19 protein-coding genes are annotated in these 14,965 nt (G+C 61.5%); 16 read left to right on the top strand and 3 right to left on the bottom strand.

All coding sequences use genetic code 11. From position 1 onward, the window contains the following. The 4 genes from ACRC1E_RS13115 to ACRC1E_RS13100 all read left to right on the top strand — a co-directional run. The coding region (locus ACRC1E_RS13115; protein ID WP_438515535.1) for a Crp/Fnr family transcriptional regulator at positions 1 to 713 on the top strand (713 nt) is incomplete at its 5' end. A 60-nt stretch (positions 714 to 773) separates the two neighbouring features. Continuing rightward, positions 774 to 1,040 carry a flagellar biosynthesis anti-sigma factor FlgM gene (locus ACRC1E_RS13110; protein WP_438515534.1) on the top strand — a complete coding sequence of 89 codons (267 nt, stop codon included), beginning with the start codon at positions 774 to 776 and terminating at the stop codon, positions 1,038 to 1,040. Beyond that, positions 1,037 to 1,462: a flagellar export chaperone FlgN gene (gene flgN, locus ACRC1E_RS13105; protein WP_438515533.1), complete on the top strand. Its 426-nt coding sequence runs from the start codon at positions 1,037 to 1,039 to the stop codon at positions 1,460 to 1,462. The genes ACRC1E_RS13110 and flgN overlap by 4 nt, the downstream gene beginning before the upstream one ends. Next, positions 1,449 to 2,222: a glycoside hydrolase family 73 protein gene (locus tag ACRC1E_RS13100; protein ID WP_438515532.1), complete on the top strand. Its 774-nt coding sequence runs from the start codon at positions 1,449 to 1,451 to the stop codon at positions 2,220 to 2,222. Before flgN ends, ACRC1E_RS13100 begins: the two co-directional genes overlap by 14 nt. Here the strand turns inward: ACRC1E_RS13100 and flgA are convergent. Then, complete coding sequence (flgA, locus tag ACRC1E_RS13095; RefSeq protein WP_438515531.1) at positions 2,185 to 2,796, bottom strand: flagellar basal body P-ring formation chaperone FlgA; 612 nt, start codon at positions 2,794 to 2,796, stop codon at positions 2,185 to 2,187. The two genes, ACRC1E_RS13100 and flgA, sit on opposite strands and share 38 nt — an antisense overlap. Before the next feature lie 134 nt (positions 2,797 to 2,930). On the opposite strand from flgA, the gene flgB reads away from it, so the two are divergent. From flgB to ACRC1E_RS13035, 12 genes are read left to right on the top strand one after another with little or no spacing between them, the layout of a single operon-like run. Further along, the gene (gene flgB / locus ACRC1E_RS13090; RefSeq protein WP_438515530.1) at positions 2,931 to 3,290 is read left to right on the top strand and encodes a flagellar basal body rod protein FlgB; all 360 of its coding nucleotides are present in this window, start codon (positions 2,931 to 2,933) and stop codon (positions 3,288 to 3,290) included. 3 nt (positions 3,291 to 3,293) lie between these two features. After that, positions 3,294 to 3,710 (top strand): flagellar basal body rod protein FlgC, encoded by a 417-nt coding sequence (gene flgC, locus ACRC1E_RS13085; protein ID WP_438515529.1) that lies wholly within the window; start codon positions 3,294 to 3,296, stop codon positions 3,708 to 3,710. Further along, positions 3,710 to 4,384 (top strand): flagellar hook capping FlgD N-terminal domain-containing protein, encoded by a 675-nt coding sequence (locus ACRC1E_RS13080; RefSeq protein ID WP_438515528.1) that lies wholly within the window; start codon positions 3,710 to 3,712, stop codon positions 4,382 to 4,384. Before flgC ends, ACRC1E_RS13080 begins: the two co-directional genes overlap by 1 nt. Before the next feature lie 16 nt (positions 4,385 to 4,400). After that, positions 4,401 to 5,582 carry a flagellar hook protein FlgE gene (locus tag ACRC1E_RS13075; protein WP_438515527.1) on the top strand — a complete coding sequence of 394 codons (1,182 nt, stop codon included), beginning with the start codon at positions 4,401 to 4,403 and terminating at the stop codon, positions 5,580 to 5,582. A gap of 7 nt (positions 5,583 to 5,589) precedes the next feature. Then, positions 5,590 to 6,315: a flagellar basal body rod protein FlgF gene (locus ACRC1E_RS13070; RefSeq protein WP_438515526.1), complete on the top strand. Its 726-nt coding sequence runs from the start codon at positions 5,590 to 5,592 to the stop codon at positions 6,313 to 6,315. A gap of 15 nt (positions 6,316 to 6,330) precedes the next feature. Continuing rightward, positions 6,331 to 7,119 (top strand): flagellar basal-body rod protein FlgG, encoded by a 789-nt coding sequence (gene flgG / locus ACRC1E_RS13065; protein WP_438515525.1) that lies wholly within the window; start codon positions 6,331 to 6,333, stop codon positions 7,117 to 7,119. Next, a complete protein-coding gene (gene flgH, locus ACRC1E_RS13060; protein ID WP_438515524.1) occupies positions 7,116 to 7,760 on the top strand; it encodes a flagellar basal body L-ring protein FlgH in 645 nt (214 codons plus the stop codon). Before flgG ends, flgH begins: the two co-directional genes overlap by 4 nt. A gap of 10 nt (positions 7,761 to 7,770) precedes the next feature. Next, entirely contained in the window at positions 7,771 to 8,865 is a 1,095-nt protein-coding gene (locus ACRC1E_RS13055) for a flagellar basal body P-ring protein FlgI (RefSeq protein ID WP_438515523.1), read from the top strand. Between the two features lie 8 nt (positions 8,866 to 8,873). Continuing rightward, positions 8,874 to 9,302, top strand: coding sequence for a flagellar biosynthesis protein FlgJ (locus ACRC1E_RS13050; protein WP_438515522.1), 429 nt, complete (start codon positions 8,874 to 8,876; stop codon positions 9,300 to 9,302). Between the two features lie 12 nt (positions 9,303 to 9,314). Next, complete coding sequence (gene flgK / locus ACRC1E_RS13045; protein ID WP_438515521.1) at positions 9,315 to 10,682, top strand: flagellar hook-associated protein FlgK; 1,368 nt, start codon at positions 9,315 to 9,317, stop codon at positions 10,680 to 10,682. 10 nt (positions 10,683 to 10,692) lie between these two features. Then, positions 10,693 to 11,598 carry a flagellar hook-associated protein FlgL gene (gene flgL / locus ACRC1E_RS13040; protein ID WP_438515520.1) on the top strand — a complete coding sequence of 302 codons (906 nt, stop codon included), beginning with the start codon at positions 10,693 to 10,695 and terminating at the stop codon, positions 11,596 to 11,598. 7 nt (positions 11,599 to 11,605) lie between these two features. After that, positions 11,606 to 12,637, top strand: a complete 1,032-nt coding sequence (locus ACRC1E_RS13035; RefSeq protein ID WP_438515519.1) for a hypothetical protein — start codon at positions 11,606 to 11,608, stop codon at positions 12,635 to 12,637. Positions 12,638 to 12,694: 57 nt separating this feature from the next. Here ACRC1E_RS13035 and lolA read toward each other — a convergent pair whose 3' ends face one another. After that, positions 12,695 to 13,297 carry an outer membrane lipoprotein chaperone LolA gene (gene lolA / locus ACRC1E_RS13030; RefSeq protein ID WP_438515518.1) on the bottom strand — a complete coding sequence of 201 codons (603 nt, stop codon included), beginning with the start codon at positions 13,295 to 13,297 and terminating at the stop codon, positions 12,695 to 12,697. Beyond that, positions 13,297 to 14,889, bottom strand: a complete 1,593-nt coding sequence (locus ACRC1E_RS13025) for an NAD+ synthase (RefSeq protein WP_438515517.1) — start codon at positions 14,887 to 14,889, stop codon at positions 13,297 to 13,299. Before ACRC1E_RS13025 ends, lolA begins: the two co-directional genes overlap by 1 nt. Between the last annotated feature and the right edge of the window lie 76 nt (positions 14,890 to 14,965).

Genomic DNA, 14,965 nt, shown 5'->3' with positions numbered 1-14,965 from the left:
AGGCTAGTGATGAAGCTGAAATCGTGACAAAAAACAATGAAATTAACCGGCAACTGATTGCCTCCTGCGATTTTTTTGCCGAACTGCCGGACGCCTCCGTGGCGCTGTTGCTGGAGGCCGGTCAGCCCTTGCGTCTGCGCAAGGGCGAGTTGCTGTTCCGCGAAGGTGACGTCCTGGATGGCATTTATGTACTGCTGTCTGGCCGGGTTCAGTGCTGCGCCGAGGACGGCAACGGCAAGCGTTTTGTCTTCATGTTCAATAAGGCCGGCGATGTACTGGGCGAGGTGTCCTATCTGGATGGCGGCGGCAGTGCCTGGGGGATTTGTGCCGATGAAAACAGCGAATTGTTGAAGTTTCGCCGTCAGGATCTGGTGTTGGTGTTTGGCGATGCGGATGGCCTGCCCAGTAGTAGCAGTCGCCAGCGCATCCTGCTGCGTCTGGCCGGTATGGTGCGTTCCATGTCTTTGGTCGCGCGCAATCTGGCTTTGCTGGATGTGTATGGCCGCATCCGTATCCTGTTCGGCGAGGTCATGGTCGAGAGCGATGGCGTGCTGCAACTGGAAAAGACCTTTACCCAGCAAGAGATCGCCGAGCGCATCGGCTCGTCGCGCGAGATGGTGGCGCGCATCCTCAAGGAACTGGTCTACGGCCATTACATCCGTCTGGATAACCGTCGCATCACCCTGCTCAAGCCTCTGCCGGAACAGTTTTAAGTTTTTGTTCGGCTTTGTCGCCTTGTTAGGGTAGCGGGTTTATCGATCATGAGGCTATCTATGCGCATCACCCCACAAAGAACCGAACTGCGTGAACTGGCTACCAGCACGCGCAGTACGCCGCCGGCAAGTTCGCCGGCACGCGCCGCCGCGTCCGTGGGCGAGGCCGGCCGCATTGCGCCGACGATGCAGGCGCTGTCGGCGATGCCTGACGTGGACATGGATAAGGTGCTGGCGCTACGCGAGGCGCTGGCCCGTGGCGAGATAGGCTTCGATGCCGACAAGCTGGCCGGGCTGATTGCCCGTTATCACGGCGCCGCCCGATGACGGCAGCGCTGGTGCTCAGGCAGTTGATGTCGGGAATTCAGACCGACCTTGCCGCCTATGAGCGGCTTGAGGCACAACTGGAGGCCCAGTTTGCCGCCATCGCGCGTTGCGATGCTGGCGCGCTCGATTCGCTGGCTGCAGAGTTGCTGCAATTGACTGGCGTGCTGGAGGCCAGCCGGCGCGAGCGCGAGCGTTTATTGCACACCCTGCTGGGGCCGAGCCGGACGCCATCGATGCAGCAGTTGTTTGGGCGTCTGCCCGCCGAGCTGGGCGGGCGCTGTCAGTTGTATTGGGATAAGCTGTGCGTCAAAGTCGGCCATTGCCGGCAAATGAATGTACGCAACGGCAAGTTGATGAGCGAGCAACATGTCTTGCTGAGCCGCTTGATGTTCGGTGACGAGGATGTTTATGTTCCTGCCTGAAACCGGCAAGCAAGCCCAACTCATTGCCGGCTATCTGCCCGCTGCTACGGCGCGCCCTGTGCCGGCGATGCCGCAAACTGCCGGCATGACGCCGCAGTTCAGTGCCCTGTACCGGCAGACCCAGGATGAAGTGCTGGCGTATATCGGCAACGGTAGCGCCGGGCTGTCCGGGCTCTCCGCCGAGGGCGCATGGCTGCATCGCCGTGTTGCGATGCCGGAAGCGGCCGCTGCGCCGGTTTCAGTGACATCGATAAATGAAGAAGCGTCCGGCTTTGTCGCATCCATTCTGCCCTATGCGCGTCAGGCTGCGGCGCGGCTGGGGGTGGCACCCGAGATTGTGGCCGCGCATGCGGCACTGGAGTCGGACTGGGGACGGCGCCCCATCCTGCGTGGCGACGGATCGCACAGCTTCAACCTGTTCGGTATCAAGGCGGGGGCGGGCTGGGCGGGTGACTCGGCCCGGACGCCGACGACCGAATTTCTCGCTGGCCAGTCTGTGCGCCGTGTCGAGTCTTTTCGTGCCTACCCCGGGTATGAGGCGGCTTTTGATGATTATGCCCGTCTGCTCTCGTCCAATCCGCGTTATCGCGGTGCGCTGGGTGCGGGTAGCGACGCCGCTGCCTTTGCCCGCTCGCTAGCCTCTGGCGGCTACGCGACCGACCCGGATTACGCCCGCAAGCTGACGCGGGTGGTGGATTCGGTGCGTCTGCGTCAAGCGCAGCTTACTGCGCCAGAGGCGTTACCACACCTGGCTGGATAACCTTCATCGGCAGGGTGCGGCCACTGGCCGGATTCTGCACTCGTATCACATCGCCTTCCCTGCCGTTATCGCGGGCTTCGCCTGCCACCCGCACTTCGATGCCGGGCTGGCGGGCAATAATCTCTACCTTGTCTCCGCGTCTGATCAGTAGCGGCTGCTGCATCCGCTCGGGCGGCATCAGCGGCCTGCTTGCGCTTGGCGTGTCTGCGCTTTTGTCCCCGTTACCGGGCAAAGGGGGGGCAGTGAGGTTCGCGCGCACGATCCACATGCTTTGCCAGGCGCCCGGGCAACTCACGGCAAAGCGCATGCGGCTTAAGGTGCGGCTGTCTGCTGCCCGGATCTGTGGCAGCGTCCGGCAAGGGGGGAGCTGGCTGGCTTCGCGTGGCGGGATGACGGTCAGTGCGGTCTGGTAACCGTGTGGCCCGGCCGATTGCAGGCGGGTCTTGATCAGCCTGTCGGCGGCAAGTTCCAGTTGTGCCTGCAAGTCTGGCGTGTTTGCGGCGGCGTGGCTGCCGGCACTTAGCAGTAGCAGCAAGGCCAAGGCGGCGCGGCGCGGGGGTGTGAATATTGCCATTGGGGGCGACTTGGTAATTATTACATGTACGTAACTGGGCGTGTTTATTAATATCGACTATCAACTAGTCCGGCTGATTTTTAATTGAACTTCAGTATTCACAACCACGGTATTGAACGCAGCAGGAGGTGTCAATGGGGATGAGTTTTGACAAGGCGCTGGGCATCCATCCCGAAGCCCTTAAGCTCAGAGCCGAGCGGACCCGCATCCTGGCGTCCAATCTTGCCAATGAGAATACGCCGGGCTATCAAGCGCGCGATATGGATTTTGCCGCCAGCTTGCAACTGGCCGCCGATGGCGGGCATGAAGCCGGTGAGATGATGGAGGCTAGCGTGCAATATCGCGTCCCCAATCATGCATCGCAAGACGGTAATACGGTGGAGCTGGGGGTCGAGCAGGCCGAATTTGCACAAAACAGCAGTGATTTCCAGACCAGCCTGACCTTCCTGAATATGAAGTTCAGGGGGCTGGCCAAAGCCATTTCAGGGCAGTAAACCATGTCATTCCGGGATATCTCGCGCATCGCAGGGTCGGCCATGACCGCCCAGACCGTACGCCTCAATACTATCGCCAGCAATCTGGCCAATGCCGAATCGGCCGCCGGGGCCGAATCGCTGGCCTACCGTGCACGCAAGCCGGTGTTTGCCTCCGTGCTGCAAGGGGGGGGCGATGGCTGGCAGGGTGCCGGCGTGGCGGTGCTGGATGTGGTCAAGAGTCCGGCTCCACTACGCAAGCTGCATGAGCCGGGTAATCCGCTGGCCGATGCCGAAGGTAATGTGTTTTACCCCAATGTGAATCCGGTCGAGGAAATGACCGACATGATGGCCGCCTCGCGTGCATTTCAGACCAATGTCGAAGTGATGACCCGGGTGCGCTCCATGCAGGGTGACCTGCTCAAGCTGGGAGAGGGTTGATGGCAGTTTCTAATATTGCGGCAGACAGCCGGCAAGGGGCAGCGACTCCGACCCCGGCACCGGTCGCCACCAATGGCAGCGGCCAGCTGGGGGATGCCGATATGTTCATGACCTTGCTGATGGCGCAGATCAAGAATCAGAACCCGCTGGAGCCGACCGATCCGGCCCAGTTCATGACCCAGCTGGTGCAGATGAACCAGATGCAGACCTCGCTTTCCATGCTGTCCGAACTGAAGGGCAATACGCTGATGCTGCGCGAGCTGCAGGGCATGGCGCTGGGCGGGCAGATCGGGCGCGAGGCGCTGGTCGCCAGCGAAGAGATCCGCCTGTCCGGCAACAAGTTGTCGGGCCAGGTCATGCTGGGCAATGCCGAAAGTGCCGTCACGCTGGTGCTGACCGGCGACAACGGCCTGCCGGTACGCATCGCGCTGGGCGCGCAGCCGGCTGGCAAGGCCGGCTTCAGCATCGACCCTGCCGCACATGGCCTGGCGCCGGGGCGCTATCGCGTGGCGGTGGAGACGGCCTCCAAGGCGCCGGCACCCGCCGAGTTTTCTGCCCTGATCGAAGGGGTGCGCCTGCCGGTTGGCGGCGGCGAACCCATGCTGACCCTGACCGGGCTTGGCGACTTCCCCGCTTCTTCCATTACCCAGCTCTCCGGCGCCAAGCCGGCCTAGCGCAAGGAGTCTTTGCATGAGTCTAGAAATCGCCGTATCCGGTATCAATGCCATCAGCAGTCAGTTGGACAGCATCAGCAACAATATTGCCAACGCGTCTTCCCATGGTTACAAAACGGGGCGCACCAACTTTGCTTCGCTTTACGTCGGCGCGCAGGCGATGGGGGTGGGCGTCTCCTCGCGGACTCAGGATATCGGCCGCATGGGCAGCATGCAGTCGACCGGACGCATGCTGGATGCTGCAATCGACGGCAGCGGTTTTTTCATTACCCGCGGCAGTGACGGCGCCGACCAGTACACCCGTGTCGGCATGTTCAATGCCGACAAGGACGGTTTTCTGGTCGATGGTTCGTCGCGCCGTGTGCAGGGCTATGGCGTCAATATCGCCAACGGTGCGCTGGGGGCGCTGGGCGATCTCAAGATTCCGTCCGGGCAGATTCCGGCCATGGCCAGCAGCACGCTTAAATATACCGGCAACCTGTCGACCGGCTGGACAACCATGACCGGGGCGTTCAGCAAGGATGACCCATCCACCTTTAACGCCTCGACCGTGTCGGTGGTGTATGACTCGCGCGGCGACAAGCACAGCCTGACCCAGTATTTCGTCAGGACCGGGGTGGATACGGTCGACGTCAAGTATTCGCTCGATGGTGGTCTCGTCGGTGCAACGACAGCGCTGACGTTCGACGCCGATGGCCAGCTCACGGGGCCTAGTACCGCCGCGCTTGATCTGGGGACGCCAGGCGGCGCCGCGGCGTTGACGATAAACGCCGACTACGCCGGCACCACGCTGTTTGCCGGCGAGAGTACGACGCTGGCCAATAGTGTCAACGGCTACGCGTCGGGGGTGATGACCGGAGTCCGTATCGAAAACAATGGCAATCTGGTCGCGCAGTACAGCAACGGCCAGCGTATGGCGGTCGGTGTCATCGCGATTGCCAGCTTCCCGAACGAGGCCGGGCTCTCTCCTGTGTCCGGTGCCAGCTGGGTGGATTCGCCGGCTTCCGGTGTGCCCATTGTCTCGGTGCCGGGCAACGGCAAGGCCGGCGCGCTGGCTTCCGGCGTGATCGAAGGCTCCAACGTCGACATGACGTCCGAGCTGGTCAAACTGATGAGCGCGCAGCGCAGCTATCAGGCCAATACCAAGGTGATCACGGCCGAGAGTCAGACCATGCAGGCATTGATGCAGGCGATCTGAGGCAATCATGGATGCACTGATTTTTACTGTCATGAGCGGCGCCAACCGCGCGCTCAAGGCTCAGCAGATACACGCCAACAACCTGGCCAACAGCGAAACCACCGGTTTTCGCGCCGACTTCGGTGTCGCCCGCAGTCAGGCCGTGCCGGGCACGGGCTTCGATGCGCGCCATATGACGCGGCTGGAACCGGCTGCGGTCAATAGCCGTGCCGGCGCGATTCATGCCACCGGGCGTGAACTGGATGTAGCCATCGAGGGCGAGGGCTTTTTAGCGGTCTTAGACAAGGGGCAGGAAGTGTATACCCGCGCCGGCAACCTGAATATCGGCCCGGATGGCGCGCTGAGCGTGCTGGGGCGACCGGTGCTGGGCGATGGCGGGGCGATTACCTTGCCTCCTTTTAGCCAGCTGGCGATCGCATCCGATGGCACCTTGTCGGTACAGGCGCAAGGGGAATCGGTGATGCAGCCGGTCGCCAGGCTCAAGCTGGTGAGGCCTGCGCCGGAAGAGCTGGGTAAGAACGCCAGCGGCTTCATCATCAGTCGTGCCGGCGGCGTGCTACCGGCGGACGATAGCGTGCGCGTCAAGGGCGGCCATCTGGAACGCAGCAATGTATCGGCAGTTGAGGAAATGATCGCCACCATGGCGCTGGGACGCGACTTCGAATTGCAGATGAAGATGTTCAACACCGCAGGCGAGATAGCGGATGCAGGCAACCGCCTGGTGCGCGCTTAAGTCAGGGAGTAAAAGATGAATCCGGCTTTATGGATCAGCAAGACCGGCATTCAGGCGCAGGATGCGCGTCTGGGTGCGATTGCCAATAACCTGGCCAACGCCAATACCGTCGGCTTCAAGCGCGACCGCCTGGTATTCGAGGACCTGTTCTATCAGGTTGAACGCCAGCCCGGCGCGCAACTGGATGCCAACAATCTGGCACCGTCCGGTGTGCAGTTCGGCAACGGAACCCGTCTGGCCGGCACGCAGAAAGTCTTTACCGGCGGCGCGATTTCGACTACGGGTCAGGCCATGGATGTAGCCATTATCGGTCAGGGTTTTCTGCAGGTGCAGATGGCCGACGGCAATACCGGCTATACCCGTGCCGGCCAGTTGCAGGTTAATGCCGACGGCCAGTTGGTCAGCGCGCAGGGGCTGCCGCTGGAGCCGGCCATCAGTATTCCGGTCAATGCCACTTCGGTCAGTATTAGCGAAAGCGGGCAGGTGGCCGTCAACCTGCCCGGCTCGACGGCGCTGACGCCGGTGGGGCAGCTGACACTGGCCAATTTCGTCAACCCGACCGGCTTGCTGGCACTGGGCGGCAACCTGTTCCAGGAAACCGACGCCAGTGGTGGCCCGGTGGTAGGCAACCCCGGCACCGATGGTCTGGGCAAGCTCAAGCAGGGCGCGCTGGAGGGTTCCAATGTGCAGGTGGTCGAGGAAATGGTGGAGATGATCGCCGCGCAGCGCACCTACGAGATGAATACCAAGGTGCTGTCGGCTGCCGACAATATGATGCAGAACCTGGCCCAGTCGGCCCGATGATGCGTGTTGCCCTGCTGTCGCTGCTGTGCCTGAGTGCTTGCGCTCAACTGCGTCTGCCGCCCGAGCCCGAGCCGGAATTGCCGCCAGTGCCGGCGATGGCACCCAAGGGCACCGGCGGCGGGGTGTTCTCCGCTTACGGCGTGGCGGCGCTGGTGGCCGACAGGCGCGCTTTCCGCCCTGGCGACGTACTGACCGTGGTACTGGAAGAGACCACACAGGCGAGCAAGCGGGCCGGCACCCAGTTTGACAAGACTTCCGGCGTCGAATTTACCCCGACCGTGATCGGCAATAAGGCCTACCAGACCACGGTCGGCATTGATGCCGCGCGCAACTTCGATGGTGCCGCATCTTCCTCGCAGCAAAACAGTCTGGCCGGCTCGCTGACCGTTGTCGTGCAGCAGGTGCTGCCTGGCGGGCTGATGCTGGTCAAGGGCGAGAAGCAGTTGACGCTGAACCAGGGTGAGGAGTTTCTGCGTCTGGCCGGTTACGTGCGGCTGGATGATGTGGATAGTACCAACCGCGTCTCGTCGCAGCGTATCGCCAATGCACGCATCAGCTATGCCGGCCGTGGCGCGCTTAGCGACGCCAATGCGCCGGGCTGGCTGACGCGCGTATTCAATAGCCCGTGGATGCCGTTCTGAAAGAAAGCCAATGAAGTTCTGCTCCGTATTACGCCTGGTCGTACTGTGCTGTCCCTTGCTTGCGCAGGCACAGTTGCTGCGCAACCTGGTCAGCGTGGAGGGAATACGCGAGAACCAGTTGCTGGGTTACGGCATCGTGGTCGGCCTGGATGGCTCGGGAGATAATTCCCAAGTGAAGTTTGCCGGCCAGTCTGTTGCCAACTTGCTGAACCAGTTTGGCCTCAAGCAGCCGGAGAGAGGTGACACCAAGGTCAAGAACGTGGCCGCGGTGATGGTCAGTGCCGTATTGCCGCCCGGTTACCGCAAGGGACAGACCATCGATGTGGGCGTGTCCTCCCTGGGAGATGCCAAAAGCCTGCGCGGTGGCACTTTGCTGCTGACTACGCTCAAGGCGGCCGATGGCGAGGTCTATGCATTGGCGCAAGGCAGCGTGGTGGTGGGCGGTCTGTCGGCTCAAGGCAAGAGCGGCTCCAGCGTTACCGTCAATACCCCGACTTCGGGGCGCATCCCCAATGGTGCCTCGGTCGAGCGCGAAATCGCCACCGATTTCGATACCGGTCCCAGTGTGCGTCTGAGCCTGAAGCGCCCCAACTTCCAGACCTCGACCAATATCGTCAATACCATCAATCGCCAGTTCGGCGGGATCGCATCCACCCGCGACGCGACCTCGATCGAAGTGCTGGCGCCGCTCAATCCGACCGAACGGGTGGCGTTCGTTGCGCGACTGGAGCGGCTGAATATCGCCACCGGTGACGAGTTGCCGCGCGTGGTGTTCAATTCGCGTACCGGTACCGTGGTGATCAGTCAGGGGGTGACGGTGCGTGCCGCCGCCGTATCGCACGGCAGCTTGCGGGTGGTGATTGCCGAGCAGGATGCCGTCAGTCAGCCCAATGCCTTTGGGCGCGGCCAGACGGTGACCGTGCCGCAGTCACAGGTAGAGGTCGCCGAAGGTAATGGCCAAATGTTCCGCTGGCCGGCCGGGGTCAAGCTGCAATCCATCATCGATACCATCAACAGCATAGGGGCGTCGCCGGACGACATCATGTCCATCCTGCAGGCGCTGGACCAGGCCGGTGCCATTGATGGCGAACTGGTGGTGATCTAAGGAAAATCATGCTCAAGAGCACAATAGAAAGCGCGACCGCGTTGCCGTCAGGCCTGGCAGCAGAAGATGGCCCGCCACCCGCAGCGGCTGACGAAGCCTGGCGCCAGAAGGCCATCGCTGCGGCCGAGGCGTTTGAGGCGGTGTTCGTGCGCGAGATGCTCAAGGACATGGACAAGGGAACTCAGGCTATCGGCGGCGAAGAGGGGCTGTTCGGCAAACCTGCTGGCAACGAGTTGTCGGGGGTGGCGCAAATGGCAGTCGCCGACCAGCTCGCGCGCTCGCGCGCCTTCGGTGTCGCCGATGCCATCCTGCGGCAATTGCTGCCGCCGACGGCCGTGCCGGCCAGCGATGCCTCTGCTGTGCCGCTTAAGAAAGTTTCCCTTCCGGTCGCTCTTGCTCCGCAAGGCGTGACAGTTGCCACGACGCTTACCCGATAACAGGTTTCCATTATGCGCATGACCAGCAATGCGCTGTCTGGTGCCAGTGCGGCCCAGATCGCGCTGAACACCATCAGCCAGAATATTTCCAATGTGATGACCCCCGGCTATTCACGTCAGGGGGTGGTGCTGTCGACGCTGGTCACCGGTGCGGGCGAGCGCTTCAGCCCAGGCTCCGGGGTCGATGTACTGGCCATCCGCCGCTATGGTGACAGTTACAAGAACCTGCAGATGTGGCAGGCACAAGCACAGCAGGGGCAGTTTTCGGCTTCGCGCGAATATTTCCAGCAGCTCGAACAGGTAATGGGCAGTAGCGGCACCAGCTTGTCGACCGGTTTGGACAAATTCTACGCGGCGCTCAACGCCGCCAGTGTCGAGCCGGCATCGATTCCGCTGCGCCAGCAGATCATCAGCGAGGCCGATGCCCTGGCGCGCCGGGTCAATAACCTAAACCGGGTGTTCGCAGTGCAAAGTGCCTCGGTCGGCGAGCAGCGCGGGGCGGTCGTCGGGCAGATCAACCTGCTGTCGCAGCAGCTGGCCGTACTCAATCACAAGGTGGCCAGTGCCGAGGCGCTGGGTGATAACGTCTCCGGCTTGCTGGACGAGCGCGACCGCCAGATCGATGCGCTGGCGGAACTGGTGGATGTACGGGTGGTGAACCAGCCCGATGGCAGTAAATCCGTCAGCCTGCCGGGCGGCGCGCCGCTGGTGGTGGGTAATATGGCGTCCTCGCTGTCGGTCGAGTTGCAGCTGGATGGCTCGCAGCGGCTGACCTTGCTGTTCGCCAAAGAGCAATATGTGTTGAGTGGCGATCAGGTTGGTGGCCGTCTGGGCGGCTTGGGCGATTTTGAAAAAAATGTGCTGCGCCCGCAGATGGACGCGGTGAAGACGCTGGTGGGTGAACTGGCGAGCAAGACCAATACGGTGCTGGCAGCAGGTTTGGATCTGGCCGGCAATTCTGGCCAGGCTCTGTTTGATACCAGTAGTGGCGATGGCACGATACGGGTGACCGGCATCAAGGCCGAAGAGCTGGCTTTTTCCCTGCAGGCAGGCCAGCCTGCCAATAGCGACAACCTCAAGGCGCTGATCGCGATCAGTGATCAGAAGATTGTCATCGGCAATCTGGGTAGTGTGAGCTTCAGCGATGCCTACGCGCAAATGCTTGGTCAACTGGCCATCTCCAGCCAGCACAACAAGTCGTCGCTGGAAACGGCCAAGGTGGTGCGCGTCGAGGCTGAAAAAAGCTGGAAATCGGGCAGCGGCGTGAACAGTGACGAAGAGGCGGTCAATCTGATCGAATTCCAGAAGATGTACCAGGCCAATATGAAGGTGATTTCCGTGGCCGGCGAGCTGTTCGACAGCACGCTGGCCATGCTGTAAGGAGCAGGCAATGCGCATAGCCAGTAGCCAGTACCACAGTACGATGAGCAATATTCTGCAAGACAATAACGGCAAACTCGCCTCGCTATTGCAGCAGATGTCGTCGGCCAACCGGCTGAATGTTCCATCGGACGATCCTATCGCCAGCATCCGCCTGCTGCGCCTCGAGCGCGAGGAGGCGGCGCTTGGCCAGTACCGCGACAATATCACCGCCTTAAGTACCCGCTTGTCGCTGAACGAGTCGCACCTGGATAGCATGAGCAACGATATGTTGCAGGTGCGTGACCTGCTGGTGTGGGCGGCCGATGGCAGTAATACCGCCGCCGACCTGAAGGCGATGGGGGCTTCGCTCAAGAGCCTGCGTGACAGCCTGCTTTATGCGGCGAATACCCGCGACCAGGAGGGGCGCTACCTGTTTTCCGGCACCGCCAATGATCAGGTCGCGATCGTATACGCTGACAATCAGCCACTGGGCAGCCGTTACGCGTTTGGCGGCAATACCGAATCGATCTCGGTTGTGATTGGCCACGGTGTGAGCCAGGTGTCGAATGCCAACTTGCAGCAACTGCCGGAGATGCTCAATCAGCTCGATACGCTGCTTGCCAGGCTGGATGAACCCGATCTGAGTGTGCCGGATGTCGGGGCCGTGGTACGTGACACACTGGACAAGCTGGACGCGGCACACCAGATGATAGGCAGCAAGATTGCAGAGCAGGGCGGTGCGCAGAATATCATCAAGATGATGGCGGACAATCATGGCAATGTCAGCCTGTCCAACCAGCAAAGTGCGGGCGAACTGGGACGGCTGGATTACGCTGAAGCCATGATCTCCATGAATACCTATATGCTGGCCTTGCAGGCCAGTCAGAAGGCTTACGGCAAAGTCAGCCAGCTGACGCTGTTTAATGTGATCTGAGGCTGCTATGCGCTCTTCGCTCTCTACGCTGGATACAGGTTCGATAGGCAAGGGCCGCTTGGCCGAGCCTGCGGTGGCGCCGGCCAGGGCCGGTGCCGGCCGTGCGGCCGATATTGCCGAGGCGGCCAGAGCGACCTCTCCGGTGATGGCTGCAGGCTGGCGTTACAGCACGCAACTGAACGAGCAGCTGACCAGTGCGCAGCAGTCGCTGGACTTTGTCGACCAGTTGTTGCGTCGCCTTGAATTGCTCAAATCGGATCTGGGTCGTGAGCTGGGTAGCCGCCATATCGACCGTGAGGGGCTGCAGGAGCGCAGCGCCGACGTCAATGCGCAGTGGGCGCAGCGCGAGGCCAAAGCCGACGGCACACTGGATGGACAGTTGCATTTTCATGTTACGGGTCAGGCGCGCCAGCGTTTTACCCTGCGCGGGATGGAGCTGGCGTCGCTGACTGCCGGCAAGGCCGAGACGCTGGTGCTGATCGGGCCCGAACGTGGCTCGCAGCCGGCAGTGGTGACGGTGGGCGAGGGGAGCGAGGAGAAGCCGCTGCTGCAGCGCCTGAACCGGGCGCTGGCCGGTATGGGCTTGCAGGCGGAGGTGGATGAGGCCGGGGATCTGGCCTTTACCGTGGCGGAGTCGGCACTGGAGCGCCTGCGTGACGGCCTGATGGTCCGCGGCGAAGGCATCCGTTTCCCGGCGGGGGCGCCACAGCGGGTGCGTCTGGAAACCGAGGCCGATCCTTTTCGGTCGCCCTGGCAACTGGATGACCATGCCGGCGTGCGCCAGAGCCTGCAGCGGGTGGTTGGCATCATTGCTCAGGCACAGCAGGCCCGTGCCGCCATCCTGAGTGCCATTGCCGAGGCCGAGCATTCGGTCGCCCGTTTGTCGCGCATGGACGAACAAAGCTGGGCGCGGGATTTTGCCGGTGATTTCAATGCACGGCTGAATCGGCAGGATGCCTATGCCGGTTATAGCGAACTGCTGCCGGCACTGACCGGCATCAGCCGTTACCGGGTGCTGTCTTTGCTGGCGTTGCGCTGAGGCGAACGGGCTGTATCAATAAAAAAGGGAAAGCGGTGAGCCTTCCCTTTTGCCGTCTTATTCGCTCAGTACATCCACACCCTTGGGCGGGTTAAAGCTGAAGCTGCCTGCCGGCAGTACCGGATTTTTTGTCACGCTAGTAAAGCGGATCTGTGTGGTATTGCCGAAGCTGTCACCCAGACGCATTTCTTTTAGCGTATTGCCGGAAAACCCCATCTTCAGCGACTGAAAGGTATTGTCGGCTTGGCGTGGTGTGGCGTTTAGCCATTCCAGCCCGTCTGCGGTACCGGCTTCCTTTAGCGTGTAATTGCGTTCGATGGCATTGCTGCCAGCCAGCAGCGCCGCCGGGCTAGAGCCCAGTGCACTGTCCAGCGGCCTGCTGGTGACCTGCGCCAACTCCTTGTCGTAAATCCACAGCCGCTTGCCGTCGCCGATGATCAGCTGCTCGAAGGGCTTGGCATAGCTCCAGCGGAATTTGCCCGGGCGCGAGATCTCCAGTGTGCCGTGTGCCTGTTCGCGGTGCTTCTGGTTGGTGACCGTCTGTTCGAACTGGGCCGAGACAGTCTGGGTGCCGGCGACAAAGGCCTTGAGCTGGGCGATGGCCGCCGCCTGCACCGGCAAGGCCAGCGTGGCAATAAATGGAATGATAAGGCGTTTCATCAGCTGAACCGGTTGGTGATGGGGTAGCGCCAGTCTTTGCCGAAGGCGCGGCGCGTAATGCGCGGGCCGACCGGTGCCTGGCGGCGTTTGTATTCGTTGATCTTCAATAGGCGCACCACGCGCAGCACGTCCGCTTCGGCATAGCCTGCGGCGATGATGTCGGCCGCTGACTGATTGCCTTCGACGTAGCGCTGCATGATGGCGTCCAGTACATCGTAAGGGGGCAGGCTATCCTGGTCCGTCTGGTCGGGACGCAATTCGGCCGAAGGCGGACGGGTGATGATGCGTTCTGGAATGATGGCGCTTTGCTGGTTGCGCCATTCACACAGTTGGTAAACCAAAGTCTTGGCGACATCCTTCAGTACCGCAAAGCCACCAGCCATATCGCCGTACAGCGTGCAGTAACCGGTGGTCATTTCCGACTTGTTGCCGGTCGTCAGTACCAGTTTGCCCCCCTTGTTGGACAGCGCCATCAGTAGCGTACCGCGGATGCGTGCCTGCAGGTTTTCTTCGGTGGCATCCAGTGCCAGCCCGGCGAAAGAGGGTGCCAAGGCCTGGGTAAAGCTCTCGTACATCGGCCAGATGGCGATCTCGTCGTACTGCACGCCCAGACGCGCGATCATGTCGCGCGAGTCGGACACCGAAATATCGGCGGTGTAGCGGCTGGGCATCATCACCGCATGTACCTTGTCCGCACCCAGTGCATCGACGGCAATCGCTAGCGTCAGTGCCGAATCCACCCCGCCGGACAGGCCGAGCAGGGCGCCGGGAAAGCCGTTCTTGGTGGTGTAGTCGCGCACGCCGCTGACCAGTGCCTGATAGACGCTGGCAGTGGTGTCGGGCAAGGCCGCCTGACTGCCGGCAATAAAATCGCCGTCGATATAATCGACCAGTAGCAGCTCATCGCAATAGGCGGCAGCTTGCGTGCATAGCTCGCCCTGACTATTCAGTGCGAACGACGCACCATCAAACACCAACTCATCCTGCCCGCCATTGAGGTTGACATAGGCCAGAGGCAGGCCGGTTTCCTGTACCCGGTAGCGTGCCATCTCGTGGCGCGCTTCGATCTTGTTGCGGTGAAAGGGTGAGGCATTCAGTACCAGCAAGGCATCGGCGCCGGCATCCTGAGCCTCCGCGGCGGGTTCGACCGACCAGATATCTTCGCAGATCAATACGCCCAGCTTGACGCCGTTTTGCTCGAATACCAAGGGCGCAGCGCCCGGCGTGAAGTAACGGCATTCATCGAATACTTCATCGTTGGGCAGTAGCATCTTGTGATACTGGCCCAGGCGATTGCCATCGCGAAATACGGTGGCAGCATTGAAATATTCATTACCCAGCTTGACCGGATGGCCGATCACCAGCGTGATGCCGTCCAGCTCTAGTAACTCGTCCATGGCGACGCTGCAGGCACGATAAAAATGATCACGCAGCAACAGGTCTTCCGGGCTGTAGCCGGTGAGTGCGAGTTCGGGCGTTAATAAAACCTCGGCACCGGCGGCGATGGCCTGGTGGGCGAGCGCCAGAATTTTCTGGGTGTTGCCGGCGATGTCGCCGACGATAGGATTGAACTGGGCAAGGGCTATGCGCATGATGGGGCGGCAACGCAATCTGTAAAAAAAGCAATTTTACCCGATAGCATGGCTTCGTTGTGACGGCGCTTCCTGA

Source organism: Craterilacuibacter sp., from assembly GCF_051659485.1.
Taxonomy (GTDB): Bacteria; Pseudomonadota; Gammaproteobacteria; order Burkholderiales; family Chromobacteriaceae; genus Craterilacuibacter.
This window is presented reverse-complemented; position numbering and strand designations above follow the sequence as displayed.